23 protein-coding genes are annotated in these 25,648 nt (G+C 48.3%); 19 read left to right on the forward strand and 4 right to left on the reverse strand.

What is annotated here, in order from left to right; all coding sequences use genetic code 11:
- The first annotated feature begins 124 nt into the window (after window positions 1-124).
- From AC0YNW_RS18245 to groL, 10 genes are all read left to right on the forward strand, one after another.
- Window positions 125-733: a 5-formyltetrahydrofolate cyclo-ligase gene (locus tag AC0YNW_RS18245; protein WP_475833137.1), complete on the forward strand. Its 609-nt coding sequence runs from the start codon at window positions 125-127 to the stop codon at window positions 731-733.
- A gap of 30 nt (window positions 734-763) precedes the next feature.
- Window positions 764-1,231: a cyclic pyranopterin monophosphate synthase MoaC gene (gene moaC, locus AC0YNW_RS18250; protein ID WP_387471582.1), complete on the forward strand. Its 468-nt coding sequence runs from the start codon at window positions 764-766 to the stop codon at window positions 1,229-1,231.
- Window positions 1,232-1,269: 38 nt separating this feature from the next.
- On the forward strand, window positions 1,270-1,764 hold the full coding sequence (locus AC0YNW_RS18255) for a MogA/MoaB family molybdenum cofactor biosynthesis protein (protein ID WP_119801088.1): 495 nt from the start codon (window positions 1,270-1,272) through the stop codon (window positions 1,762-1,764).
- Complete coding sequence (locus AC0YNW_RS18260) at window positions 1,761-2,816, forward strand: molybdopterin-binding protein (RefSeq protein WP_475833138.1); 1,056 nt, start codon at window positions 1,761-1,763, stop codon at window positions 2,814-2,816. Before AC0YNW_RS18255 ends, AC0YNW_RS18260 begins: the two co-directional genes overlap by 4 nt.
- A 76-nt stretch (window positions 2,817-2,892) precedes the next feature.
- Window positions 2,893-3,126, forward strand: coding sequence for a twin-arginine translocase TatA/TatE family subunit (locus tag AC0YNW_RS18265; RefSeq protein WP_475833139.1), 234 nt, complete (start codon window positions 2,893-2,895; stop codon window positions 3,124-3,126).
- A 54-nt stretch (window positions 3,127-3,180) separates the two neighbouring features.
- Complete coding sequence (gene tatC / locus AC0YNW_RS18270; RefSeq protein WP_475833140.1) at window positions 3,181-3,981, forward strand: twin-arginine translocase subunit TatC; 801 nt, start codon at window positions 3,181-3,183, stop codon at window positions 3,979-3,981.
- A 148-nt stretch (window positions 3,982-4,129) separates the two neighbouring features.
- Window positions 4,130-5,299: a YhgE/Pip domain-containing protein gene (locus AC0YNW_RS18275; protein WP_475833141.1), complete on the forward strand. Its 1,170-nt coding sequence runs from the start codon at window positions 4,130-4,132 to the stop codon at window positions 5,297-5,299.
- Between the two features lie 26 nt (window positions 5,300-5,325).
- Window positions 5,326-5,919 carry a TetR family transcriptional regulator gene (locus tag AC0YNW_RS18280; RefSeq protein ID WP_475833142.1) on the forward strand — a complete coding sequence of 198 codons (594 nt, stop codon included), beginning with the start codon at window positions 5,326-5,328 and terminating at the stop codon, window positions 5,917-5,919.
- A 187-nt stretch (window positions 5,920-6,106) separates the two neighbouring features.
- Window positions 6,107-6,388: a co-chaperone GroES gene (gene groES / locus AC0YNW_RS18285; RefSeq protein ID WP_116048730.1), complete on the forward strand. Its 282-nt coding sequence runs from the start codon at window positions 6,107-6,109 to the stop codon at window positions 6,386-6,388.
- Between the two features lie 52 nt (window positions 6,389-6,440).
- Window positions 6,441-8,078 (forward strand): chaperonin GroEL, encoded by a 1,638-nt coding sequence (gene groL, locus AC0YNW_RS18290; RefSeq protein ID WP_387471595.1) that lies wholly within the window; start codon window positions 6,441-6,443, stop codon window positions 8,076-8,078.
- A 427-nt stretch (window positions 8,079-8,505) separates the two neighbouring features.
- Here the strand turns inward: groL and AC0YNW_RS18295 are convergent, their stop codons facing one another.
- Window positions 8,506-8,862 carry a hypothetical protein gene (locus AC0YNW_RS18295; RefSeq protein ID WP_475833143.1) on the reverse strand — a complete coding sequence of 119 codons (357 nt, stop codon included), beginning with the start codon at window positions 8,860-8,862 and terminating at the stop codon, window positions 8,506-8,508.
- Between the two features lie 781 nt (window positions 8,863-9,643).
- On the opposite strand from AC0YNW_RS18295, the gene AC0YNW_RS18300 reads away from it, so the two are divergent.
- Window positions 9,644-15,250 carry an S-layer homology domain-containing protein gene (locus AC0YNW_RS18300; RefSeq protein ID WP_475833144.1) on the forward strand — a complete coding sequence of 1,869 codons (5,607 nt, stop codon included), beginning with the start codon at window positions 9,644-9,646 and terminating at the stop codon, window positions 15,248-15,250.
- 234 nt (window positions 15,251-15,484) lie between these two features.
- Entirely contained in the window at window positions 15,485-16,063 is a 579-nt protein-coding gene (locus AC0YNW_RS18305; RefSeq protein ID WP_475833145.1) for a stalk domain-containing protein, read from the forward strand.
- Between the two features lie 61 nt (window positions 16,064-16,124).
- Here AC0YNW_RS18305 and AC0YNW_RS18310 read toward each other — a convergent pair whose 3' ends face one another.
- Together AC0YNW_RS18310 and AC0YNW_RS18315 are read right to left on the reverse strand one after the other, a co-directional pair.
- Window positions 16,125-16,940 carry a DUF368 domain-containing protein gene (locus AC0YNW_RS18310; protein WP_387471601.1) on the reverse strand — a complete coding sequence of 272 codons (816 nt, stop codon included), beginning with the start codon at window positions 16,938-16,940 and terminating at the stop codon, window positions 16,125-16,127.
- A 161-nt stretch (window positions 16,941-17,101) separates the two neighbouring features.
- Window positions 17,102-17,749, reverse strand: a complete 648-nt coding sequence (locus tag AC0YNW_RS18315) for a DUF1232 domain-containing protein (RefSeq protein WP_475833146.1) — start codon at window positions 17,747-17,749, stop codon at window positions 17,102-17,104.
- A gap of 182 nt (window positions 17,750-17,931) precedes the next feature.
- Here AC0YNW_RS18315 and AC0YNW_RS18320 point away from each other — a divergent pair, with 182 nt between their 5' ends.
- Window positions 17,932-18,996 (forward strand): LCP family protein, encoded by a 1,065-nt coding sequence (locus AC0YNW_RS18320; protein ID WP_475833147.1) that lies wholly within the window; start codon window positions 17,932-17,934, stop codon window positions 18,994-18,996.
- Window positions 18,997-19,114: 118 nt separating this feature from the next.
- Window positions 19,115-20,245, forward strand: a complete 1,131-nt coding sequence (gene rodA, locus AC0YNW_RS18325) for a rod shape-determining protein RodA (RefSeq protein ID WP_475833148.1) — start codon at window positions 19,115-19,117, stop codon at window positions 20,243-20,245.
- A 94-nt stretch (window positions 20,246-20,339) separates the two neighbouring features.
- On the opposite strand, the gene AC0YNW_RS18330 is transcribed toward rodA, so the two are convergent.
- A complete protein-coding gene (locus tag AC0YNW_RS18330; protein ID WP_475833149.1) occupies window positions 20,340-21,080 on the reverse strand; it encodes a stalk domain-containing protein in 741 nt (246 codons plus the stop codon).
- 209 nt (window positions 21,081-21,289) lie between these two features.
- Between AC0YNW_RS18330 and AC0YNW_RS18335 the strand changes: the two genes are divergently transcribed.
- The 5 genes from AC0YNW_RS18335 to AC0YNW_RS18355 form a co-directional block, all read left to right on the forward strand.
- Window positions 21,290-21,769, forward strand: a complete 480-nt coding sequence (locus AC0YNW_RS18335) for a GNAT family N-acetyltransferase (RefSeq protein WP_387471612.1) — start codon at window positions 21,290-21,292, stop codon at window positions 21,767-21,769.
- 38 nt (window positions 21,770-21,807) lie between these two features.
- Window positions 21,808-22,305, forward strand: a complete 498-nt coding sequence (locus AC0YNW_RS18340; RefSeq protein ID WP_387471614.1) for a phage tail protein — start codon at window positions 21,808-21,810, stop codon at window positions 22,303-22,305.
- 40 nt (window positions 22,306-22,345) lie between these two features.
- Window positions 22,346-22,843: a phage tail protein gene (locus tag AC0YNW_RS18345; protein WP_387471617.1), complete on the forward strand. Its 498-nt coding sequence runs from the start codon at window positions 22,346-22,348 to the stop codon at window positions 22,841-22,843.
- Between the two features lie 11 nt (window positions 22,844-22,854).
- On the forward strand, window positions 22,855-23,391 hold the full coding sequence (locus tag AC0YNW_RS18350) for a phage tail protein (protein ID WP_475833150.1): 537 nt from the start codon (window positions 22,855-22,857) through the stop codon (window positions 23,389-23,391).
- Window positions 23,392-23,581: 190 nt separating this feature from the next.
- On the forward strand, window positions 23,582-25,648 hold a 2,067-nt coding region (locus tag AC0YNW_RS18355), incomplete at its 3' end, for an InlB B-repeat-containing protein (RefSeq protein WP_475833151.1).

Below are 25,648 nucleotides of genomic sequence, written 5' to 3' on the forward strand. Positions count from 1 at the left end.
CTAAATGGCATCAATTATTACCCTTTAGTGTACCACAAACTGGCGCCACCATTGGCGAAAGTTGTATAACAATGGTACACTACATGTAAGATTAGTTCATACAGGAAAGAATGGATGAAGTCAAATGCCGACGGAATACGCGGGGCATGATAAATCAGCTTACCGATCAAAGCTCTCGAACATGCGCAATGGACTGGCGGAAGAACACCGGGCAGAGTGGTCAAGCCTAGCTTGCCGGCATCTGGCACAGTGGCTGGAGAAGCGTTCTTGCCGAACTGTCATGGCTTACGTATCGTTCAGAAGCGAATTGAATATAAACGAATTCATAGAATGGTGCTGGGAGAAGGAGATCGAAGTGCTTCTGCCACGCTGTGTGAAAGCCGATCGCTCCATGAAGCTTCATTCCGTAACGGAATGGAATCAGCTCGAAGCGGGAGCCTACGGCATTATGGAGCCTGGCCCGGCTCGCTCGCCCATCTTACCGATGGGAACGGTGCCGGATGTTGTCATTGTGCCTGGACTGGCCTTTGACCGTACTGGAGGCCGTTTGGGTTATGGCGGCGGTTATTACGACCGGTTTGCGGAAGCGGTATCGGGTGCGGGTACTAAGCCCTTCTGGATAGGCGCTGGATTCGAAGCGCAAGTGTTGAAGGAGCATGTACCAAGCGATTCGCATGATTTGCGGCTGGATGGACTTGTAACGGAACGAGAATTGACGACATTCAGGCGATAGCCAAACGATATGGCGGAAAGGGCGATAAGAATGGAGCTGACCCATTTCAACGATCAGGGACGGGCTAAGATGGTTGATATATCGGAGAAGGATATCACGGTGCGGGAAGCGACTGCCCAGACGACCATACGAATGGCGGATACTACGCTTGCGCGGATAAAGGAAGGCAGCATCGGCAAAGGCGACGTTCTGGCGGTCGCTCAAGTAGCTGGAATTATGGCGGCCAAAAAAACATCGGATTGGATACCCATGTGCCATCCGCTCCCGTTAACGGGTGTAAATATTGCTTTTAGCGACAACGGATCAGATGAACTTTACATAGAAGCAACAGTGAAGACAAAAGGGAAAACCGGCGTAGAGATGGAAGCTTTAACGGCTGTATCCGCTACGGCGCTTACGGTATACGATATGTGCAAGGCCTTGCAGAAGGACATGGTTATCGGACCGACGCAGCTGATGGCAAAGTCCGGGGGGAAGAGCGGGGATTATAGACGCTAGGCATACCCTTGAACGAAATAGAGAGGGAGGAACGGGATATGCAGTGGAAGGTTGCGTTGTTGACGGCGAGCGACAAAGGCTCGCGGGGTGAGCGCGAGGATACGAGCGCGCAGGTTATCCGGGAGCTTGTAGAGGAAGAGCTTGGCGGAGTGATTGTAGATTATCGGATTGTGCCGGATGAACAAGACGAGATTATGGCGGCAATCATCGAGATGACGGAATATTATCAGGCCGATCTGGTGTTGACCACGGGAGGGACGGGGCTGGCGCCGCGTGATATTACGCCGGAAGCGACGCTTAAGGTCATTGACCGGGAAGTTCCCGGCCTCGCTGAAGCGATGAGGATGGGCGCCCTGCATAAGACGAGGCGAGCGATGCTGTCCAGAGGCGTCTGCGGTATCCGCGGCAGCTCATTGATCGTGAATCTACCAGGCAGTCCCAAAGGCGTTCATGAGAGTCTCATGGCGATCATGGATCAGCTGCCTCACGCGCTTGCTATTCTATCGGGCCAGCATGGGGACCATAACGCATGAAAAAGACAGAAAAATCTATCGATACAGATATAACCGCCTCCGGTATGAAAACAAAACTGAAGGAAGTGCGGGTTCAGGACGCAATTGGACTTAGGCTAGCGCATGACCTGACCCAAATCATCCCGGGGACGTTCAAGGGCAGGCTGTTCCAGCGCGGACATGCCATTACGGAAACGGACATTCCTAGCCTGCTCGATATCGGCAAAGAGCATATCTATATCATGGAGCTGGATGAAGAGGAGCTGCATGAGGATGATGCCGCAATTCGCATGGCGCAGGCGCTTGCGGATGAATCGCTCCTTCTGACCGAGCCTCATGAAGGGAAGGTCAGCATAAAGTCGCCAATCGTGGGAATCACGCATATTGCCAAGGAAGTGGTCGAGGCGATTAATGAAATTGGCGAAATTGCGCTGGCAACGGTGAAGACGGATGCTGTCGTGAAGGAGGGCAGTCCGCTTGCAGCGACACGGGCTATTCCGCTTGTTGTTGCGAAGGAGAAGGTCGAGCAGGTCGAACGGATCGCTGCGGAGTACAGGGAGCAGCAAGGGAAAGCGCCGCTTCAAGTTCGTCCATTCCGCAAGCTGAGAGCGGGTCTGCTCACGACGGGCGGAGAAGTCTATCACGGCAGAATACAGGATAAATTCGGTCCGGCTGTTGCAGAGAAGCTGAGCGCGCTAGGCTCAGAGGTGGCCGAGCAGCGGTTCGCGCCGGATGATCGACAAATAATTGTCAAGGAAATACACTATTTGCTGAGCCAAGGGTATGATATGATACTGGTAACTGGCGGTATGTCGGTAGATCCCGATGATCGTACGCCGGGCGCCATTGGGGCGGCTGGAGCGGATATTGTGAGCTACGGAACGCCGATGCTCCCGGGATCGATGCTGTTGATAGGTTACATAGGAGAAGTGCCGATTATGGGCTTGCCGGGCTGTGTGATGCATGATCCGTATACCTCCTTCGACGTACTGCTGCCCAAGTTATTGGCAGGAGACCGGATTGTCCGGGAGGATATCGTAAGCATGGGCTACGGCGGATTGCTTGGCCGCTGATAGAGGCGGCAAGGTTGAATGAGTTTATTTTATAGCCTATACTAGAATAAAATTTTCAGATGCGGAGGTTTAACCTATGGGTGGTATTGGCGCTACAGGGATTATTTTTTTAGTGTTGATTGCATTATTGCTGTTTGGACCGAACAAGCTGCCTGAGCTGGGACGTGCTTTCGGCAAGACGCTTCGTGAGTTCAAATCCGGCGCTCGTGATATTATGGACGACAATGATCGCAGAGATTCGGACAAAAATCGCACCGAAGCGAATCGGTCGGAGCATAACGAGAAGGAAAATAAGCGGCTTCCGGATTAAACGGGTCCGCTTTTTTCTTGCTTAAGCCCGGGTAGAAAGGAGCAGCAAATTGGCATGACGAAAGAGAGAACCGATGGGGCTGCGATATCACGAAGGAAGCTGATACGCGAAGAAGGGCTGATGCCCCTGCTAGAGCATCTTGGAGAGCTGCGGAAGCGCCTTATCTATGTCATGATTGTGCTTACGCTAAGCCTGGTGCTGGGAATTGCCATTGCCGAGCCAGCTTATAACTTCCTGATGAGCCAAAAGCCGGCCAACACATTAAGTCTACATACGTTCTCGTTATGGGACGGCATTGGAATGTACATGAAGATTGCGTTCGTAATCGCGCTAATCGTGACGCTTCCGTTCATAGCTTATCAGCTATGGTCATACGTGAAGCCAGCATTAAGACCGCATGAGCAGCGTTCTACGTTGAAATATGTGCCGTTCGCACTAATTATGTTTTTGGTTGGATTGGCATTTGCCTATTTTGTCGTCTTTCCGCTTGCCTTCAACTTCACCCGCACGATCGCGGGACATTTGAATCTGGAGGAAACGTATGGCATTGTTCAATATTTCTCCTTTATGTTCGGCATACTGATCCCGATTTCACTATTATTCGAGCTGCCTCTTCTGATTATGTTCCTTACTGCGATCCGGATCTTGAATCCGAAGCGGCTCCGCAAGATGCGCAGACTCGCGTATTTTATTTTGGCGGTTATTGGAGTCGTCGTGACGCCTCCGGACTTTATATCGGATATCCTGGTTGTGATTCCGCTTATTACCTTGTACGAGCTTAGCTTGTTCATGTCTGACGTGATCTACAAGAAACAGCAGATTGCGGATGCGAAGTGGCGGGAAGAGGAAGAATAATAGGGCGAAGCCCGGCATAGCTTACAGAAGATCTGTCGTGATTACGGCAGGTCTTTTTTTGTTCTTGACAGATTTGCAGGTGAGGAGCATAATTTAAACAAACGTTTTAAACAAATGTTTAATAGATAAATATACAGGAGTGGATGGCATGAAAACAGCAATACGAGCATTTATGAAGAGGCCTACGACATGGGTAGGCATTATTACGGCGTTTATGTTCCAAATCATTTTCGCAGTCATATGGATGACAGGTTATAATGGGGTAACGGATCGTGTGGATCAGCTCCGAATAGCGGTTGTGAATGAAGATACGGCGATGGGGCAGCAGATTGCGGCCAATCTGGCGGAGCAGCTGCCATTCGATATCGTTCAGAGTACGTCTCTGGAGGAAGCGAGAGCTGATCTAAATGAACGCGAGGTTCAGATGGTGCTGCATATTCCAGCAAGCTTCAGCGAGCAAGTGGGCAAGCCTGGTGAGCAGGCTGATTTGCACTATTACTTGAATGAATCCAATCCTGCCCTGATCAAAAGCATGATGAGCAGTGCCGCATCTCAAATAACGGCTGAAGTGAATCGCACAGCCGTCACGATGGGCATTCAGAAGACGCTGACCGGCATGCAGATGCCGGACGATCAGGCGGCATCGACTGCACCACTGCTAGCTGAACGGGTTAAGGGTGTTGTCGAGTCATCCAATGTTGTAGAAGGCATGAACAACCAGATGGTGCCGATGATGCTGGTGCTTGCATCTTATGTCGGAGCCATGATTATGGGGATGAACCTGGAGCAATCGTCGATGGCGACAGCCGCCAGTGTAAGCAAATGGAGACGGTTCGGCACAAGAGCGATCATCAATGTTGTTTCTTCTATTCTCGTTTCCTTGGTAGGCGCCGCGCTGCTCGTAGCTTTGGGAGGCCAGCTCGATCATGGGTTCCTGTATCTGTGGGGATTCCAATGTCTGTTCCTGCTAACCTTTATGTTCGTATCCCAAATGTTCCTGTTCCTGTTCGGCATGGCCGGCATGCTGTTCAACATTATGCTGCTGTCGGCACAGCTCGTATCCTCGGGTGCAATCGTACCGCGCGAGCTGCTCTCGAACTTCTATACCGGACTCGGCGAGTGGCTGCCGGCTACGTACGCGGTTGACGGGACGATGAATATATTGTTCGGCGGTCCGGGCGTAAGCTCTGATGCGGGAATGCTCGTAGCCATTGCTTTGGCGGCTATTGCAATCAGTGCGGTTGCCGTATTCGCGAAAGGACGGCAGGCGGTTCGCCAGCCGGAAGTTGCGATAGCGAGTCAGCGCAAAGATAAGTAAGCGATAATGATTATCGGAGGTTGATTATGACATTAGCCGAAGAACATGATATTAAACAACGGATTCTGCTTGCAGCCAAAAAGCTGTTTGCGCTTCAAGGATTCGACGGTACGACAATCAGACAAATTTGCGAGGAGGCAAGCGCCAATGTGGCGCTTGTCTCGTATCATTTCGGCGGGAAAGAAAATTTATTCGGCGCGCTGTTCGAGAATTTTTTTCCGAATCAAAAAATCGCCTCTATCGATCCGAGCTTTCATCCCGTTGAAGGGGTTAAGCTGGTCATACACGAAGTGACGTTGTACCGGCATTCGGAGCCGCAGCTGATTAGTATTATTCAACAGGAGATCATTCTGAATACGCCGCGCATCCAAAAGATCCGTGAGCATGTCATGCCGATGTGGCAGATGCTCAGACATTGGATGGAGGAGGGGCGCAAGCAGGGGTATTTTGCATTCCGTTCGCTCGATACGGCATTCATGTCGGTAACGGGAACCTTGCTGTTCCATCGGGATCAGGAGTATTGGATGCTCCTTCGCGAGGACAAGAAACCGGACGTGGAGACGCTCGCTGAAGATCTGACGGACTTTATCCTGCATGGCTTGCGCTATAACGGGGAATGATGCAGCGGCTTAGAGGTTTGCCGGACAAGCATGTGATGAGACGGGTGTAAAAATCGTGCAAAAATAGAGCCAGGCACTTGAAATCAATCGCAAAAATGAGTATGATAAAAATGGTTGTTAGCACTACACGCTTATGAGTGCTAACGAATTTACAATAAGCGACAAATTTAGAAGGAGGCTATTTTCAATGATCAAACCTTTGGGTGAACGCGTATTGATCGAACCAATCGCGAAGGAAGAAACAACTGCGAGCGGCATCGTGCTGCCGGATACGGCTAAGGAAAAGCCGCAAGAAGGCAAAGTAGTAGCAGTGGGCAGCGGCACGCTGAAAGACGGCGTTCGCGTTGCATTGGAAGTAAAAGAAGGCGACCGCGTTCTGTTCTCCAAATATGCGGGCACAGAAATCAAATATGAAGGCAAAGAATATTTGATTATGAAAGAAAGCGACATTCACGCGATTTTCGAATAAGTTCGCGTACACATACTTAATCTTTAATCCAAATTTCGGGAGGTAATTGCACATGGCTAAAGAAATCAAATTTAGCGAAGACGCTCGCCGTTCCATGCTCCGCGGGGTTGACGCTTTGGCAAATGCGGTGAAAGTTACGCTTGGACCAAAAGGACGCAACGTCGTTCTGGAGAAAAAATTCGGCAGCCCGCTCATCACTAATGACGGTGTTTCCATTGCAAAAGAAATCGAGCTGGAAGATGCATTCGAAAACATGGGTGCTCAGCTTGTTAAAGAAGTTGCAACAAAAACAAATGACGTAGCAGGCGACGGTACGACTACGGCGACTGTTCTGGCTCAAGCGATGATTCGCGAAGGTCTGAAAAACGTTACAGCTGGCGCTAACCCAATGGTTATCCGCAAAGGCATCGAGAAAGCTGTTAAAGCTGCTGTTGAAGAGCTGAAAGCAATCTCCAAGCCAATCGAAGGCAAACAATCGATCGCACAAGTTGCTTCCATCTCGTCCGCTGACGAAGAAGTAGGCCAACTGATCGCAGAAGCGATGGAGAAAGTCGGCAACGACGGCGTTATTACCGTTGAGGAGTCCAAAGGCTTCAATACGGAGCTTGAAGTGGTTGAAGGCATGCAGTTCGACCGCGGCTATGTGTCCCCTTACATGATCACGGATACGGATAAAATGGAAGCGATTCTTGACAATCCTTACATCCTGATCACAGACAAAAAGATCTCCAACATTCAAGAGATCCTGCCTGTTCTGGAGAAAGTGGTTCAATCCGGCAAGCAGCTTCTGATCATCGCAGAGGACGTGGAAGGCGAAGCTCAAGCGACGCTGATCGTCAACAAACTGCGCGGCACATTCACTTGCGTAGCGGTTAAAGCACCTGGCTTCGGCGACCGCCGCAAAGCTATGCTGCAAGACATCGCTGCTCTGACTGGCGGCCAAGTGATCACAGAAGAGCTCGGCCTTGAGCTGAAATCGACTGCTGTTGAGCAACTGGGCTCCGCACGTCAAGTCCGCATCACAAAAGAAAACACGATCGTGGTAGACGGCGCTGGCAACTCCGCTGATATCTTGGCTCGTGTAAATCAAATCAAAGCTCAATTGGAAGAAACAACTTCCGATTTCGACAAAGAGAAGCTGCAAGAGCGTCTGGCGAAACTCGCTGGCGGCGTAGCGGTAATCAAAGTCGGCGCAGCTACTGAAACTGAATTGAAAGAGCGTAAGCTTCGCATTGAAGACGCCCTGAACTCCACTCGCGCAGCAGTGGAAGAAGGCATCGTATCCGGCGGCGGCACAGCTCTTGTGAACGTATATAAAGCGGTAGCGGCTGTAAATGCAGAAGGCGACGAGGCGACTGGCGTGAACATCGTTCTTCGCGCTCTGGAAGAGCCAATCCGCACAATCGCAGCGAACGCTGGCCAAGAAGGCTCCGTCATCGTTGAGCGTCTGAAAAACGAAAAAATCGGCGTAGGCTACAACGCAGCTACTGGCGCTTGGGTGAACATGTTCGAAGCGGGTATCGTTGACCCTGCTAAAGTAACACGTTCCGCTCTGCAAAACGCAGCTTCTGTAGCGGCTATGTTCCTGACAACTGAAGCAGTTGTTGCCGACAAGCCAGAACCAAAAGGCGCTGGCGGCGCTGGCATGCCTGACATGGGCGGCATGGGCGGTATGGGCGGCATGATGTAATGAAATCATTATCGAAGTAATTCGATGATGAGCGACCGCGCTTAAGCGGTAGATTTCATTGCCGATGGAGCTGGAAACTGCTCCATGCGGTAATCATTAGGCCAAATATTAAGGAAAACGGGACCTCTAGGGGTCTCGTTTTTTATGGAAAATCACGAAAAAGCCACATTTTTTGCGAATATCACGTTCAGAGATGACCAAACGTCATCTGCAGGTGCTCCTTGACGACTACCGAAAGGTGAACTAAGCGCAGATGATATCAGGCAGAATACATATATTGATCTGGAACTGTTGGAAAGGTTCGTGGAGGATAATTGAGTTGCGTAAGGCTCAACCATGGCTCTATCAGTTCAATGAGTACCTGGAGCAGCAGAGGGAGAATAGCCGTTTAGCTATCTCCTGTCGCTTCGATTTGAAATTATTTAGACTATAGTTCGTCAATCGCTTGAAATACTAGTTCCAACGCTTTAAGTCTTCTTTCTAAAAGGGTTCTTTGTGGACTACCAGCCTTTGACTTAGTATAACTGCTCTTAACAGAAGGGGTTAAACCCAAAAGTACATTACGAGCTTCTACTAAATCTTCATGTGTGTATGGATGAGGTTTTTGATTCCAAGCCTTTTCTAGAACAGCTGAGCCAATGGAAACAGCATTGAGACGTTTCTTTACTAGGGTAGTATTTGCGCCATTTTGAGTCATCTGGGACAAGGCATTCTCGAGTTTTTTGATTGTTGATTGCAACGATTTTAATGATTCGAACTTATCAGCATTAGATACATTTTCCATAGTCACCTTCCGTTTCTTCACTTCTGAATTAGTATATCGAGCCCTGTATCGAATCGGTCCTCTCGTTAAAAATTATATAACATTAATGCAAGCTCTAAAGTATGCCAATACTAGCTTTGATTTAACAGAATCAATTAAAAAAACATTATCAACGGTAGTTTAAGGTACTTCCATAAGGTATAGAAGATGAGATTTGATCGAACCAGCTACAATGGTTGTATCGGCACTATAAAACGCGGTAATTGAGGTTGACGCCTCACTCCTCCTTGCCCCTCCGACTGGGGCGTCACTCTGTTTTATCATTTGAAGGAATTTGTAGATGCTAGAACACGGCTCTCATTCACATCCTGCTGCTTTTAAGAGCGGTGGCTATGACGAATCAAGTCACAAGAGTAGACCGATCCTATCCGAGGGGCGGTCTATTTCTTTTGAGTTAGATTAGCGTCGATCTTCTATAACCATATACAACTTTAGTAGGACTACAACCCCTAATTGCTTCCCTTACAGTGTATTTAACCGCTCAATAACAGCTCTCTCCACTCCCATTTTTCCATTGCAAAAAATTAAATTTATTGCGTCGAAATTTTATATACGATTTTAGTGGGATGAAGTAATATTAGAAAAAGAAACATTTATTATCAGTTGTTGCGGAATTATTAACAACGAGTCGGTATTAATTATGTATTTGTACATCATTTCAAGGGGGAATACAGCAAAAATAATCATTTAATAGAGTTGCTAGATCGTTACCGCTTTTAACTAACTAAGAGGAGAACTGAAGATGCGGAAAAGGATGAGACAAGGTTTAGCGTATCTACTACTATTAACATTGCTGTTTATGAGCGTCCCTGTGACGCTGCATGCCTCGACGGGTGACGATGCCCCGATTGTCATCGACAATATTTTGAATTCAACGGTTAATGAAGGAGTCATGTCTGTCATTGGTTTGTCGGAAGGCAATACAGGCGTACTGTATGGCGTAACGGATAATAATTGGACGACATTTAAAGTAAGGTATAAGGTGTTCAATACTGCAGGATCAGTCCTATCGGATGTTGATATCAGCGCGCTAATGGGAGCGCGTGCGACGAATGTGTCTACGTTCGCCGCTTATGCCATTGCCGATGGCAAGGCCGTTATCACTTGGGAAGGTACGAACAACGGCTGCGGCGGAGCTTATCAATTTGCTATCATTGATGAAGATGGCACCGTTGTCAAAGGGCCGACTGATATTAGCACGGTTGCAGCGCCTTATAATTGCTATACGGGCGCAACAGAGCTATCCAATGGCGATATCGCGTTCATGTGGCAAAACGTAGGCGATGAGTATTTGTACCGGGTCTTTGATGCCAATGGCAATGCGGTTACTAACCCAGAGTCCGTAGAAAAAGGCGGCACGAGAGAAGATAACTTCGCACACAATTCTACATATACCCACTCCCTGTCCGCTAACGATCAAGGGCAGTTTTTAATTACGTATGATATTTATCAAAACCCCAACTATATTGGCGCCATGTATGACAATGACGGCACGAGAAAACTAACGAATGGCGTTCATCACTTTTATTTAGCCCCCAAGCCTTCAAATGCACGGAGCTATGCCATTGGCCTGTCTGGCGGAAAGTTTGGCATATCTTACGTTACGAACTCCAATATATCCATGGATATTATCGATAATCAAGGTGCCGTTCAAGCTTCCATTGCCTCTGGCCTGGTACACGATGATCTTGCGGGAGGCGCCCTTCCTGTGAAGGACGGAGGGTTTCTTGTTTACGATACCTCTACCGTGGGAACCACTACTCATCTGTATACCAAGCATTACAGCTCAGACGGAACGCTGCTGAAGGATTGGACGCAAAGAGGGACCGATCCCGTTATTGATTATTTTGCAGGCTATTACACTTTTGCTCCGTATATTTTTTCCGGTTATGAATCCGGGTTTGGATTTTATAACATGATCACTAACCAGCTATATCTATACGATATAGGTTCTGCTTCACCACCCGCGACTCCGGTTGCCATTGTAGATCATCCTGCTGATTCAACGATTAGCGCAGGAGGCAATGCAAGCTTTGCTGTAACAGCAACCGATGCAACTTCCTATCAGTGGCAAGTCGACACAGGTTCGGGTTACAACAATATTACGGATGACGGCCTATATAGTGGAGCGACAACCGATACATTGTTCATCACGAATGTGCCATTGTCGATGGATGGCTACATGTATAGAGTCATCGTCAGCGGAGCTGCTACTTCGACGGCTACCTCTAATGGCGCGAGCTTGACTGTGCTGCCTTTGGTAGATGCAGCGGCGCCAAGCATTGACACACAGCCTGCCAATCAGAACGTCATTATAAATGGAACTGCGACGCTTAGTGTATCAGCATCGGTCAGCGATAGCGGCTCATTAAGCTACCAGTGGTTTAGCAATACCACGAACAGCAATAGCGGCGGAACGCTGATTGCCGGAGCGAATAGCGCCACTTATTCGCCGCCGACAGGAATAACCGGCCTGACCTATTATTATGTCGTGGTAACGAATACGAATGCCAGCGCTACTGGAGCAACTACGGCAACAACCGTGAGCGATGCGGCTAGTGTAGCTGTTAACTCTACTTTTACCGTAACGCCAGTAGACAATATTGCTTTTGAGGCATTAAATGAGGGCTATACAGCAACTGAAACCAATACGATTAGCGAGACGATTACGTTAACGAAAGTCGGGAATGGAGCCATCTCGAATTTGGCTGTCCGTGCAAGCGGCGGTGCCGGCAGCAAATTTACGATAGGGACTGTGCAGGGGGAGGCTCTTGGAGCTGGCGTACAGTCAACATCATTTACGGTTCGTCCGGTAACAGGCTTGTCGCCTGGAACGCATACGGAGACGGTAACGATCACCGCTGATGGCGGCCTCAGCGAGAGCCTTCAGGTTAGCTTTACGGTTCATCCAACGACGTTCACGGTATCGGAGACGGGGACCGTTACATTCAATTCTTTGAATGAAGGCTATACGACTTCACAGGTCAATGGCATCAAAAAAGGCATAACGCTGACGAGAGTCGGAAGCGGGGCGATTTCCAATCTGGCTGTAAGCTTCAGCGGAGGCGCCAGCAGCAGCTTCACAACAGGAACGGTGCTTTCGGATTCGTTGGGAGCAGGCGTGCTATCCACCGTATTCCAAGTGTTCCCGAGGACAGGTCTGGCGCCAGGAACCTATACGGAGACGGTAACGATTACAGCAGATGGCGGCATCAGCCATAGCTTCCAGGTTAGCTTCACGGTAGTTTCCGTTGTTCATGCAGCTACACCTGTCATTGTAACTCAGCCTTCTAACGAAACAGTGGATAAAGGGGTTAACGTAACGCTGAGTGTCGGGGCAACCATAAGCGACAGCGGTACACTCAACTACCAATGGTTCCGCAACACGACGAACAGCACAACGGGAGGCATTCCAATTGTTGACGCGAACAGCGTAACGTATGATGTGCCGACTGATGCAGCAGGGACTTTCTATTACTACGTAGGTGTCATTAATATCAACAACAATGTTAACGGTACGAAAACCGCAAGCACATTAAGCCACGCAGCAGAGGTTAATGTACTCGTGCATACAGCAGCGCCAAGCATCACGACACAACCATCTGATGAAGTTATGAACGTAGGGGATAGCAAGAGTCTAAGTGTAGTTGCAATGTCCGGAGACGGAGGTACACTAAGCTATCAGTGGTATCGCAATACGGCGAGCAGCAACACAGGCGGTACACTTATTGCGGGAGAGGATAGTGCCGCTTATGAAGTGCCAACGAATACTGCGGGTACGTTCTACTACTATGTTGTGGTTACGAATACGAACAACAACGTCAATGGCACCAAGACAGCAACTGCAGCAACCCGTGCAGTCGAGGTTACTGTTCTGGCACATGCAGCAGCGCCAAGCATCACCACGCAGCCTGCGGATGAATCGGTCCATGTAGGCGACAGCAAGAGTCTAAGTGTAGGAGCAACTTCTGGAGACGGAGGTACGCTCAGCTATCAGTGGTACCGCAATACGACGAATAGCACGACAGGCGGCACGCTTATTGCAGGAGCGAACAGCGAAACGTATGATGTGCCAACGAATACAGCAGGAACCTTCTATTACTATGTGATCGTGACGAACACGAACAATAACGTCAACGGTACGAAGACTGCCAGCACGACGAGCAGCGTGGCTGAAGTTAAGGTAAGCCATACGTACACAATTGAAGCGATTTCTGATCTGCCAGCAAAGGAGCTAACCCAAGGTTATGCTTCAAGCGAAGCTGAAACGGTCGTCATCAGAAATAACGGCACGGGAGCTTTAACGAATGTGACGATAACGCTAAGCGGTGGCGATGCGGATCATTTTGTTGTGACACAGCCTGATGCAAGCTTGCAGCCAGGCGCATCTGCCAGCTTTAGCATTCAAGCAAAAGAAGGCTTGGCAGCAGCGACGTATAAGGTGACGGTAACGATTTCGGCGACGAATATGACGAATGCGAGCTTTGCTTTTACACAGAAAGTCGTATTGCCTGATCCGCCTGCCAAACCGCAGCAAGTCACTGCGACAAGCGGCAATGCTCAAGTGACCATGGCTTGGCATGTTGTTCAGGGAGCGACGTTCTACCAGGTTTACCGGGTGACAGGCGAGAATCAATATTCGTTGATCGACACGGTTACGGCGGCTAGTTATACAGCGAATAGCTTGGTGAATGGCACCGAGTATACTTTTGTGGTGAAGGCGGGCAATCCTGGGGGCTTGAGTGATTACTCCAATGAAGTCCGGGTTACTCCTATGACTGTGCCTGGAGTGCCAAGGGATGTGCGAGTGCTTGCTGGAGATCAACAGGCTAGAGTGACGTTTATAGCACCAGCCAGCAACGGCGGCAGCGAGATTACAGGATATGAAGTAATCAATGAGCAAGGCGATGTTGTAGCAACTGGAAATGCCAGTCCGATTACAGTAAACAGTCTGACCAATGGCATAACCTATTCCTTCACGGTAAAAGCGATCAATAGTGTAGGGAAAAGCGAACTACTGCCTTACTATTCGGTGACACCTAGATCGACGCCAATCAGTGTGCCAACGACACCGGCAGATGATACGGTCGAGGTCATCGTGAACGGTCAAGTTCAGAATGCGGGTACGCTGAAAAAAGAAACAATCGATGGCAAGCTTGTTGCTACTATCCTTGTCGATGAGGCCAAAATCATGGAGCGTCTTGCAGCAGAAGGCAAGCAAGCGGTCATTACGATTCCGTTCCCTTCAGGCAGTGATGTTGTCATTGGTGAATGGAACGGACAGTTGATGAAGGCATTAGAGGATAATGAAGCTAAAATCGTCATTCGCAACGAAAATGGTGCGTACACGCTGCCTTCGACGGAGATTGATATAGAAGCATTAGCGGCTAAGCTTGGGGCTGGAAGCAACTTGAAGGACGTTAAACTTCTTATCAAAATAGCTGAGCCAAGCGATAAGACGGTTAAAGATGTAGAGAATGCAATAAAGGCAAATGGCTTGGCAATGGTTGCAGCTCCATTAGAATTTACGATCTATGCTGTCTACGGGGATGCAACGATTGAGATTATGAACTTTAATGCGTATGTCCAGCGTACGATTATGGTTCCTGAAGGCGTTGACCCTGTGAAAATGACAACAGGAGTTGTCATTGAGGAGGATGGCAGCATTCGCCACGTTCCTACTCAAGTTGAAAGCAAAGACGGCCAGTATTATGCACACATTAACAGTTTGACGAACAGTGTATATTCGGTCGTGTGGAACACGGTTGCTTACGAGGATGCAGCCACACATTGGGCAAGCAAAAGCATTCATAACATGGGTGCAAGACTTATTGTTAACGGCGTAAGCGATGGACGATTTGCTCCAGACCGCAACATTACTCGTGCAGAGTTTGCAGCGATAGTCGTACGTGCGCTAGGCTTGAAGCTCCAGCCGTCACAAGGCAGCTTTACGGATGTGGAGCAAAGCGCCTGGTATAGCAGCGTTGTGCAGACTGCCTATACCTATGGTTTAATTAGCGGCTTCCAGGACGGCACGTTCCGGCCGCAGGACACGATTACGCGGGAGCAAGCCATGCTGATCCTGGCCAAAGCGATGAAGTTAACCGGCTTGAAAGGCATAGCCGATGGCAGCAGCGGTACAAGCATTGTAGCAGCGTACAAGGATGGCGCTCAAGTCGCTAGCTGGGCTGTCACTGGAGTAGCGGACGCCGTAAGTTCGGGGATTGTATCCGGCAGAATGGATGCAAGCCTGGCGCCGCAAGCAGTGATTACTAGAGCGGAAGTAGCCGTAATGATCGAACGATTGCTGCAAAACTCAGGTCTTATCAACAAGGAACAGGTGAAATAGATTTATAGTATGTCTTACCAACCGGGCGCTCTTCGTGAGTGCTCGTTTTTTTGTTGGGATGAAAAGAAAGAAGGGGAATTGAAACATAAATAGGCGTATTCTCGTATGATGTCTTGTGGTAATAGGTTGAAAAAAGTAGAAAACTTGAGATAAATAATACTGCTATAGAAATATTTAATAACGTCCAAAAATAGGATGCTATAATAGAATGAAACATAAAGAGGAGGAAAAAACTTGAAAAGAGTTAGAGACATTTTAACAGGCGCAGTTATTGGCGCATTATTAATGGTGGGGACAACGGCGGGTTATGCAGCGGTGAAGCAGTATGTATTGACGGAAGCTTCCTATCCTATCTTTGTGAATGGCACGAAGTATGAGGATAAACAAAAACCTATCTTGAACTACGGGGGCAGCACGTATGTGCCGCTAGCTAACCTGGGGGATCTTACAGGGGTCAACTACCAATGGAATGAAGCAAAGAAACGTGTTGAAATTGTTGTATCCGGAGTGAACACGCAGAAGAAGGTATACGGCGAGTATACGAAGGATGTTCCTAACTTTGCGTCGGTGGTAGGTATCTCTGACGGCAAACGTATTGAAGCCTCGGACAAGAGCCACGTTCTGTATAAGTATGATGTGACAGATGCAACGGATGGCAATCTAACCAAATATGTAACCGCTCTGGAGAAGGCCGGTTATGTCTACGAAGCAGATACTTCGACTGGAGAAATCGTCTATTACTCCAAAGGGAAAACAGTTGTAGGCTTATGGATTGAAGGCTATGACTTCTATGTCTTATTAACTAGCGACTAATCTTGATAAGAGAGGCTCTGCACTCGTTCAACGGAACGAAAGCAGAGCCTCTTTAGGTATATCAAGCCTTTTTTCTTAAGCTGAATAGCAGCGTGGCAGCAATGCCAAGGACAAAGGTCAACACGCATAGCAACAGTGTGCTTGTATCATCCGCCAGCCCAGGATACATGACCACTACAGAACCCATGATCATCCCAATCATAAGCGCGTAGGTCAGATTGGCATGGTGGGTCAAGAGCGCTCGAATCGCTTTGCTGCTCACGACGAAGCCGATCATAACACCAGCGCCGATGACCGCAATGAGCAAAAAGTCCAGCGAAGACAGCGCATTGATGGCAGTCGGGTATACGCCGATAATCAATAGCACGAAGGAGCCGCTAATGCCAGGCAGCAGCATCGCCATGCTGGCGAGCCAGCCCGAGAAGAACAGGCCTAGCAGAGTTAAAGCGGAACGGTCGTCAATAGGCAGTCCCGATTTGTCTGCGTTGAAAAAAGCGAGCGATGCGACAAGCAAGCCCGATAGGACTAGCAAAATAACATGTCCAGGGCGAAAGTTCTTTCTAGCCCCGGATTGACGCAACAGAAGCGGCAGTACGCCGATAACTAGTCCGATGAAGAAAAACTGCGTCGGCTCATAGTGATGCTCCAATAAATATTTGATGAGACGGCTGAAAACAAGCAAGGCTGATCCCATGCCAACGGCTAGCGGAATCAGGAATCCGATCTGGCGCCTCCAATTTTTGCTGAAAAACCCGCTGATTGCTGCAAGCAACCGCTCATAAATGCCTAGCATGACGGCAATCGTGCCGCCGCTTATTCCGGGGACGAGATCGGTAATGCCCATAAGCACTCCCCGGTAAAGATTCCTCCACTCCACTGTGCTTCATTCCCTCCTCTATAATCTGGTCTATCGTATCTTATTTTGGAGGGGGGATCAACCTAGATTGACAAAAAAGTAAATTTCATTGCTAAATTGTCAACATGCTAGAATGGCCGCTATGAACAGAGGATAAGGAATCAGGAGTTATAAATGATCGTCTAGCTGAAAAAAGTAGGGTTCTTCAGATGCAGCTTTTGCGCCACATGATTCACAGCGATGGCATCATCAATATAACCGAGCGGGAAAATATAATCCGGTATCAGGTCCGTCGGGATAATAAAGTAAATCAGTGCGCTTCCGATAAGCGCCCGCTCCCAGGTTCCTTTGTTCAGACGATACTTGGTGTACATATCCTTCAGAAATTGTATATACGGTCCAGTGCTTCCCGCTTTGGACAGCTTCTTATCGAATTTTTTCAGGATCATAGTCTTTCCTTCATCCGTTTGCGAGAACAACTCGTATTTGGACAGCTCTTGTTCCATGTTAGTCATGCTATAGGTTTGTGTACTCAGATTAGAGTGCGCTAGAAGAGATTGAATGTCGGCAATCGATGATTGCAGATCCGTCAAGCGCGGCTCGACGGAATAACCTGCGGCGAAAAACAATTCCGACACTGGCAATTGAAGGCACTCGGCAAATTGCTGCAAATGTTCAGGTGTTGCCTTGCGCTTCCCATTAATAATACGCGAGATCGTAGCCGTATCGACAGCTGTGAGCTCACTGAATTTTCGCAAAGAGAGACCGCGCTGCTGCAGCTTGCTCTTGATAAGTTCCCCTAATGGATTCGGGCGATTCGGTTCGCTCATAATGAATGCACGATCCTTTCCTTCGTAATGGCTCCTTGCTCTTCTATTATGCGATATGGAGTCTACGGTTTTCAATGAATATATCGGTCTGTTGACAATTTGTCAACGAATTCGATATATTAGTGTCAACGTCGCGAAGACGTTTGTCTATGTCGCGTTCAGCATCAGGAGGGGTCGTTCGTTTGAGGATCAATCGATTGCATATGGTATTGTTAGTCTTGTTGCTGGTTCTTGCAGCAGGTTGTTTTGCGGTGTATAAGCAGATGTCAGGAACGACTATTAATTTGGATAATTCAATTCTTGATAAAGAGCTGCTGGAGACGATCCGGGGCCAAGAAGATAATGAGAAATTCGAAGATGGTATAGAAGAAGTCAAGGAAGACTTCTATATGCTGGTCATCGGTCTTGATCATAGCGACAGCCATAGCGGCATGAATACGGATACGTTGTTGCTTGCGCATGTCATTCCGCAATCGAACAGTATGAAGCTTCTATCGATTCCGCGGGACCTCCGGGTCACCAATTTGCGAGGGACTGGCGCGAAAGTTAATTCCATGTTCGCCAGCGGATATCAGTATGCGGTACGCGAAGCACGGGATCATCCGGAGCTGCTCTCCGGCAAGAAAGTCAAGCTGGGACAGTTTACGTTCGCTGAGGAATACATAAGCTCGGGAATGGTTACGACAAGAGAGACGATTGAGCGTTATTTCAACATAAATATAGATTATACCTTTCTCGTATCCTTCGAGACGTTAACATCTATGGTGGACGCGGTGGGCGGAATTGAGATCAATGTAGAGCGGCGTATGGAATATGATGCCCCCAGCGAAAATATGTTCATTCGGCTTTATCCAGGTCTGCAGGTGCTGGACGGGGAGCAGGCGCTGCAGTATGCGCGGTTCCGCAAGGATAATCGCGGAGAGGCTTACCATTCTAATGATTTTGATAGGGGCTTGAGGCAGCAGCAGGTCATTACCGCATTGGTACATAAGCTGACCTCATGGAACAGTCTTCCGAAAACCTTCGAGATCGTGGACATCGTCACCTCCAACCTCAAGACGGATATGGCACCAGGCACGATGCTCTCAATGGTGAAAGCCTATTACGGCAAAATTGATAGGGACCAAATATACAGCTTGTCATTCCCTGGACAATGGCAAAGTCCGTTCGTGGTGGTGGACGATGAGAGTTTGGAAGAGTTGATGGAGCAATTGACCTCCATGGACGCTCCCGACTTGGCTAGTTGATTCGACAGTAGCAACTTATTGAAATTATTGAATGGATTACTTCCAGTTTTGTACAATAGGGTTGAACGGTTAACGAGATCGAAATCTCACTCGATCGGAAAGCAGGGACTAATTAGAAATGATGTTTCAAAAGGCTAAACGATTGGATGGGGTCATTCTCGGTATCGTATTCTGTTTTGCACTCATTAGCACACTGGTCATTGAGAGTGCTACGATGGGGACGCGCTATGAAGGGCTGCATATCGCGAACATTGAAATGTATGCAATTATGGTGATTCCAATGCTGCTCGTCGCGATGATGGATTATCGGATCATTGTTCGTTATTTGTCTTATCCTTCCTATGTAATCGGTGTGATATTGCTCATCATGGTTCTAGTCATTGGCGTCAATCTGAATGGTTCTACACGCTGGATCGAGATCGGCTCGCAGCAGTTCCAGCCTTCCGAATTGATGAAGATCGCCTTTATTCTGACGCTGGCTCGTTTTTTTGGTAACCTAAACGGACAATCTCCACGCTTCTGGAGAGACATCGTACCGTCGTTTGTTCTGTTTATTATTCCGTTTTACCTGGTCTTCAAGCAGCCTGATCTAGGGACTTCCATTGTTTTTATCAGTATTCTCGTCAGTATATTGTGGATGGCCAACATGCAGTGGAAGCAGATCGTCATCGGATTGTCTGCTCTATTGGTGGTGGCAGCTGGCGTAACAGCCTTATATTTTGTGCAATTCGATCTCTTCTCCAAGGTGATCAAGCCGCATCAGCTTGAGCGAATACAGACTTTCATTGATCCCACGCTGGACCCGGAGAATAGCTGGCATGTAAAAAATGCACAGACGGCGATCGGTTCAGGTGAACTGTACGGCAAAGGCTTCATGCAAGGAAGTCTCGTACAGGGTGGCTATGTCCCGTATCATTACGCGGATTCCATCTTCGCCGTTATTGGCGAGGAATTTGGCTTTATCGGGTCAACGCTGCTGCTTTTGCTTTACTTTTTACTCATTTATCGAATGATTATCATCTCTTACAAATGCCAGAATCGGGCGGGCTCTTATATCATTGTCGGTATTATCGCTATGCTGGTGCTGCAGATATTCGAGAACATCGCGATGCATACCGGGCTAATGCCGTTAACGGGTATCGCCCTGCCTTTCGTAAGCTATGGCGGAAGTTCATTATTAACGAATATGCTGTCGATTGGCTTGGCGCTGAGCGTTCACATTCATCAAGATCATCCATTGGCAGAATAAGTGTCTTCATTTCTCTTTTCTCATGACAAGACCCGCAAGCGGGCCGCTGTATGTACAGCACCTGCCTGCGGGTCTATTTATCATGCAGATCGAGTTAGTCCAGGATGAGGCCCCTGTACTTATAGTAGCCTTGCATGCCGATAATGGATCCATCGGTTGACTTGCCATGCCCCGAGACGAATGCATCGAGAAACTTATCGGTTAGCGCTTCAGAATCGGGATTCAGATAGATGTCCTCCAAATAATCGAGTCCGTCGCTGTAATCATCGAGAGCGCCTTTGTAGAGTGTAAATGCTTTGGTGACGCTTTTGGTATCTACGCCAATGCTTGTGAACAATTTCTTATACGCTTCATATTCCTTCAGCAAGCTATTATAGTTCTTGGAAGCTGCATTGTAATAGTCATAGCATTTGTCCAGCGTATCGGTTTGGTCGTAATAGATAATATCATCGTAAGCGTCCATCAGACTATCGGCCAAATCCATTAATCGTAGGCCAAGGTCGTCCAGCGTTTTGTAGAAATCCATCGCTTCCACGTAGTTAATAATTTGTTGCTCTCCGTCGGATTTGACAGGGGCATTCGATTCTACATTTACGGTATAGGTTGATGCATCCCATGTCGACTTGACTCCGGCTTGCTCCAGCATGGACAAAGGCACCATGGTGCGACCTTTTAATATAACCGGCGGAGTATCCTTCGGAATAACCTCTTTTCCATTAATGACAAGCTTGACGATGTTATAACCCTCGAACGTCCCCCACTTTGCAGCAGCGCTGACTACCCCGACAGCAGCTAGGATTAAAACTAGCGACAGCATGATAACTTTCTTCTTCAATTGGCATTCTCCTCGGTTGGAAAAATGGTATACGAACACTAGTATAGTAGGGAGGAAGTAAAGTGGAAAGAAGAAAATGACAAATGGTTAAACGTAACTTGCATATATCGACAAAATCATTGGTTCATCACATAAAATTAACTAGAATTAAATAGAATTTCGGTATAAACTAGTAAATATGCATTAAATGGCAGGGGGGGGTAAAAGTCATGGATGCTCAAAAAGCCATTACGTTTGACCCCGTCGAGGAAGGTCTAAATGATCAATCCTTTCAATATGAGGTATACGCAAGTACCCGATTGGAGGAGATGAAGCTAATGGGCTGGGATGAAATCCAGCAGGACGCCTTTCTTCGGATGCAATTTATGATGCAGCAAAGGTCATACGCCGCCCGTTACCCCGATGAATCCTATCAGATCATTGTATATGACGGGGTGAAAGTCGGCCATCTGTTGGTGGCGAGAGAGGATACAACCATTCGACTAGTAGATTTGGCTATACTCCCTCACTACAGAAGTAACGGAATCGGAACCTTTGTCATCAACAATCTTATGCAAGAAGCGCTGGCAACGGGGAGGACAACCATGCTGCATGTCATGAGGTCCAATCGCGCAATCAGGCTCTATGAGCGCCTTGGCTTTACGAAGTCGGCAGAAAATGAAATGTATGTCGAAATGATCTTTCAATAGTGTTACCGCTTACAATTCTATGCAAGAGGTGAATTCATATGAGTGATCAATATGTTGGAGAGATTCGAATGTTTGCTGGCAATTACGCTCCAGTGGGCTGGGCGCTGTGCAATGGTCAACTGCTGAGTATTTCGGAGAATGAAGTATTGTACGTAGTACTAGGGACGACTTTTGGCGGCGATGGACAGACTACGTTCGGAGTGCCCGATCTGAGAGGGCGAGTTCCGATTCATACCAGCAGCGCAATGCCATTGGGTAGCCTTGGCGGAACGGAGACGGTCACTTTGATGACGCAGCAGCTTCCAGTTCATACGCATATTGCTTCAGCTACTACGAATACCGGCAATCTAGCTTCTCCCGAGAATGCGGTATGGGCTTCCATAACGAATTATTCGGATGATACAAGCAAGGTCGTGTCGATGGGTGCGAATGCGATTACTCCATCAGGCGGAAGCCAGCCGCATAACAACATGATGCCAACGACAGCTGTTTCTTTTATTATCGCGCTTGTGGGAATCTTTCCTTCCGAAGGTTAAGGCTTCTACCTATCACTATTTTATGAAATGAGGGATTAAGATGGCTGAACCATTTGTGGGAGAGCTGCGATTGTTTCCTTTTAATAGAACCCCGCGCGGTTGGATGCCTTGCGAAGGACAACTGATGAATATTCAAACTAATCAGGTGCTGTTTTCCTTGATTGGCGCAACGTACGGCGGAGATGGCAGAAGCAATTTTGCTCTTCCGGACTTGCGTGGACGGGTGCCTGTCCATGTAGGCGCGGGCATTAATTACGGTTTATCGGCCGGCGAGGCGAACCATACCTTAACGGTGAATGAAATACCTGCACATACGCATCAGGCGCTGGCATCGTCCAATCCGGCAGATGTGCCAGATCCGCAAAATCAAGGATGGGCAGGCGTTAGTGACCGATATGGCGAAGCGACGGCATTGACGAGCATGAATGCTGGTGCCATCGGCACTTCGGGCGGCAGTCAAGCCCATTCCAATATGCAGCCTTATCTGACTGTGCGATATTGCATTGCTTTACAAGGCATATATCCACCAAGACAATAGGAGGGTAAACCATGGATCCGTATCTCGGAGAGATAAGAATATTCGCAGGGAATTATCCGCCTGCAGGCTGGGCGCTATGCAACGGACAGCTGATGCAAATTCGACAATTTACAGCTTTATATAGTGTCATTGGCGTTCAATACGGCGGTGACGGCAAGTCGACCTTCGCATTACCGAATCTAACGGGACAAGCTTCAATGGGAACTGGCCAAGGACCGGGGTTGTCGCCGCGTACGATCGGACAGCAAGTGGGAACCAAAACCGAAACCTTGATGAACGATCAGATGCCAAAGCATACGCATGTCCCGCAAGCGGTCAATGAACCGGGAGCGTCTAGCAATCCGGCGAATCAGTATTGGGCGGAGACTGCGGCTGGAGGCCGCCCGCCAAAGCAGCTACCTCTTTACAATGGTCAACAGCCGAATGTTCAGATGCTGCCGACAGCTCTGTCTGTACAAGGTGGAAGCCAGCCGCATAACAATATGCAACCGTTTCTGGCAATGAACTTTATTATCGCTCTGGAAGGTGTATTCCCTCCAAGACAGTAATAACCGAAGCCATCAACCTTATAGGATTATCATGCCAACATGACAACTGCGTAGAGCAATCGGCTCTATGCAGTTTTCTGTGTTATTAGTATCAGAGTTCAATAAATTGAATACCTATTGCCGCGTAAGTGGACAGAGTGTTGCATATACATCATAGGTTGGCGGATGTAGGAAAGAGGGAAGGGTTCGAATGAAGAAAGATAGCATCGGTACGCATAAAGGGGCATACAGTACGATTCGCGCTGTGATGCTCGTTGTGGCTATGATAACAACGACTCTATGGGGAATTACCAGTTTTGGAATTGAAAAGGCTCAAGCAGCGTGGCAAGGGACCAATAATGGGACTTATGATTTTGGCGGGCCGTTAACGGTTTCTGGCGTTTCTGATTTTAAGAAGAGCGGGGACAAGTTTTTAGTAAGCAATGGATTTGTTAATGATCCGGGAACCACGAGTTTATGGTCGGAGACTCAACAAGCTTCTAATACAACAGGTCATTTTGTATTAAAGGCTGAGGGGACAACGACCAACAAGTTCTTCACCTTTAAAGATTTTGGATTCAGCAGTTATGATATGGGCGGCGGTACAGGATATCAGCTGTCTCAACTGTCTGTTGTGTTAAAAGATCATAACAATCAAATCATTCAGACTCTGAATAATTCTGCGAACGTTAGAATTACAACCACGATTACGCAATTGTCGGCGCTGCTAGGTGCGTCTTCAAGTTATTCTATTCCCAATGTTGCAATCGTGGAGATTACTTGGAAGTTTACTGATCAACTAGCGCCGTCAAATATAAACTTGGAGAACATTACGATATCTGATGTTAGTACGGGTTACAATGTTGTATACAACGGCAATGGTCAATCAAGCGGTGTAGCACCTGCACCTTCCAACAAAGATTATATTGGTACAATCATAACGTTATCTGATAAGGGCACGTTGGTACGTGATGGATACACATTTGCAGGTTGGAACACGAAAGCGGATGGAACAGGAGCTACATATCCGGCAAATTCGGCGTATACGATCACTTCATCCGATGTTAATTTATATGCAAAATGGGAGCCGAGTCGCTATAGTGTAAGCTACAACGGGAATGGTTCCCAGTCTGGAACTGTTCCGACCGATAGTACTACGTACCTTATGGGTCAAACGGTGAACGTAGCACAACCAGGAACATTAGCCAAAGGCGGTTATGTCTTCAAAGGCTGGAATACGTCCGCTAACGGTGCGGGCACTGCCTATGCGGCAGGTTCAACGCTGACGATGGGCTCGGCTAACGTGACGCTGTATGCACAGTGGGAACTCATCACATTTACGCTGAGTTACAATGGCAACGGAAGTGACAGTGGCACCGTGCCAACAGGCGGTACGCATGCTCCGAGTGCGCAAGTTACTGTTGCCCAGCAAGGCAGCTTGGAGAAAGCAGGCTATTCATTCGAGGGCTGGAATACGAAGGCGGATGGAACAGGAACTGCTTATGCAGCAGGTTCCACGCTGACGATGGGTTCTGCTAACGTAACGTTGTATGCACAATGGGAACTGATTACGTACACGCTTAGCTATAACGGCAACGGAAGTGACAGCGGCACGGTGCCAACAGGCGGTGCGCATGTTCCGAGTGCTCAAGTTACAGTTGCCTTGCAAGGCAGCTTAGTGAAAGCAGGTTATTCGTTTGAGGGCTGGAATACCAAGGCGGATGGAACAGGAACTGCCTATGCGGCAGGTTCAACGCTGACGATGGGCTCGGCTAACGTGACGCTGTATGCACAGTGGGAACTCATCACATTTACGCTGAGTTACAATAGCAACGGAAGTGACAGTGGCACCGTGCCAACAGGCGGTGCGCATGCTCCGAGTGCGCAAGTTACTGTTGCCCAGCAAGGCAGCTTGGAGAAAGCAGGCTATTCATTCGAGGGCTGGAATACGAAGGCGGATGGAACAGGAACTGCTTATGCAGCAGGTTCCACGCTGACGATGGGTTCTGCTAACGTAACGTTGTATGCACAATGGGAACTGATTACGTACACGCTTAGCTATAACGGCAACACCAGTGATAGCGGTACGGTTCCAACTGGAGGCTCCTTTGTACCGAATACACAAGTAACGGTTGCCCAGCAAGGCAGCTTGGAGAAAGCAGGTTATTCATTCGAGGGCTGGAATACAAAAGCGGACGGAACGGGCGATGCATATGCAGCAGGTGCCACGCTGACAATGGGCTCGGCTAACGTGACGCTGTATGCACAATGGGAACTG

The organism is Paenibacillus sp. J31R120, from assembly GCF_056269225.1.

Coding starts and splice junctions, on each gene's coding strand:
- AC0YNW_RS18280 (WP_475833142.1), top strand. CDS start 5,326: ATGACATTAGCCGAAGAACATGATATTAAACAACGGATTCTGCTTGCA.
- AC0YNW_RS18260 (WP_475833138.1), top strand. CDS start 1,761: ATGAAAAAGACAGAAAAATCTATCGATACAGATATAACCGCCTCCGGT.
- AC0YNW_RS18350 (WP_475833150.1), top strand. CDS start 22,855: ATGGATCCGTATCTCGGAGAGATAAGAATATTCGCAGGGAATTATCCG.
- AC0YNW_RS18315 (WP_475833146.1), bottom strand. CDS start 17,749: ATGAGCGAACCGAATCGCCCGAATCCATTAGGGGAACTTATCAAGAGC.
- moaC (WP_387471582.1), top strand. CDS start 764: ATGGAGCTGACCCATTTCAACGATCAGGGACGGGCTAAGATGGTTGAT.
- rodA (WP_475833148.1), top strand. CDS start 19,115: ATGATGTTTCAAAAGGCTAAACGATTGGATGGGGTCATTCTCGGTATC.
- AC0YNW_RS18275 (WP_475833141.1), top strand. CDS start 4,130: ATGAAAACAGCAATACGAGCATTTATGAAGAGGCCTACGACATGGGTA.
- AC0YNW_RS18340 (WP_387471614.1), top strand. CDS start 21,808: ATGAGTGATCAATATGTTGGAGAGATTCGAATGTTTGCTGGCAATTAC.
- groL (WP_387471595.1), top strand. CDS start 6,441: ATGGCTAAAGAAATCAAATTTAGCGAAGACGCTCGCCGTTCCATGCTC.
- AC0YNW_RS18265 (WP_475833139.1), top strand. CDS start 2,893: ATGGGTGGTATTGGCGCTACAGGGATTATTTTTTTAGTGTTGATTGCA.
- AC0YNW_RS18255 (WP_119801088.1), top strand. CDS start 1,270: ATGCAGTGGAAGGTTGCGTTGTTGACGGCGAGCGACAAAGGCTCGCGG.
- AC0YNW_RS18245 (WP_475833137.1), top strand. CDS start 125: ATGCCGACGGAATACGCGGGGCATGATAAATCAGCTTACCGATCAAAG.
- groES (WP_116048730.1), top strand. CDS start 6,107: ATGATCAAACCTTTGGGTGAACGCGTATTGATCGAACCAATCGCGAAG.
- AC0YNW_RS18345 (WP_387471617.1), top strand. CDS start 22,346: ATGGCTGAACCATTTGTGGGAGAGCTGCGATTGTTTCCTTTTAATAGA.
- tatC (WP_475833140.1), top strand. CDS start 3,181: ATGACGAAAGAGAGAACCGATGGGGCTGCGATATCACGAAGGAAGCTG.
- AC0YNW_RS18295 (WP_475833143.1), bottom strand. CDS start 8,862: ATGGAAAATGTATCTAATGCTGATAAGTTCGAATCATTAAAATCGTTG.
- AC0YNW_RS18300 (WP_475833144.1), top strand. CDS start 9,644: ATGCGGAAAAGGATGAGACAAGGTTTAGCGTATCTACTACTATTAACA.
- AC0YNW_RS18335 (WP_387471612.1), top strand. CDS start 21,290: ATGGATGCTCAAAAAGCCATTACGTTTGACCCCGTCGAGGAAGGTCTA.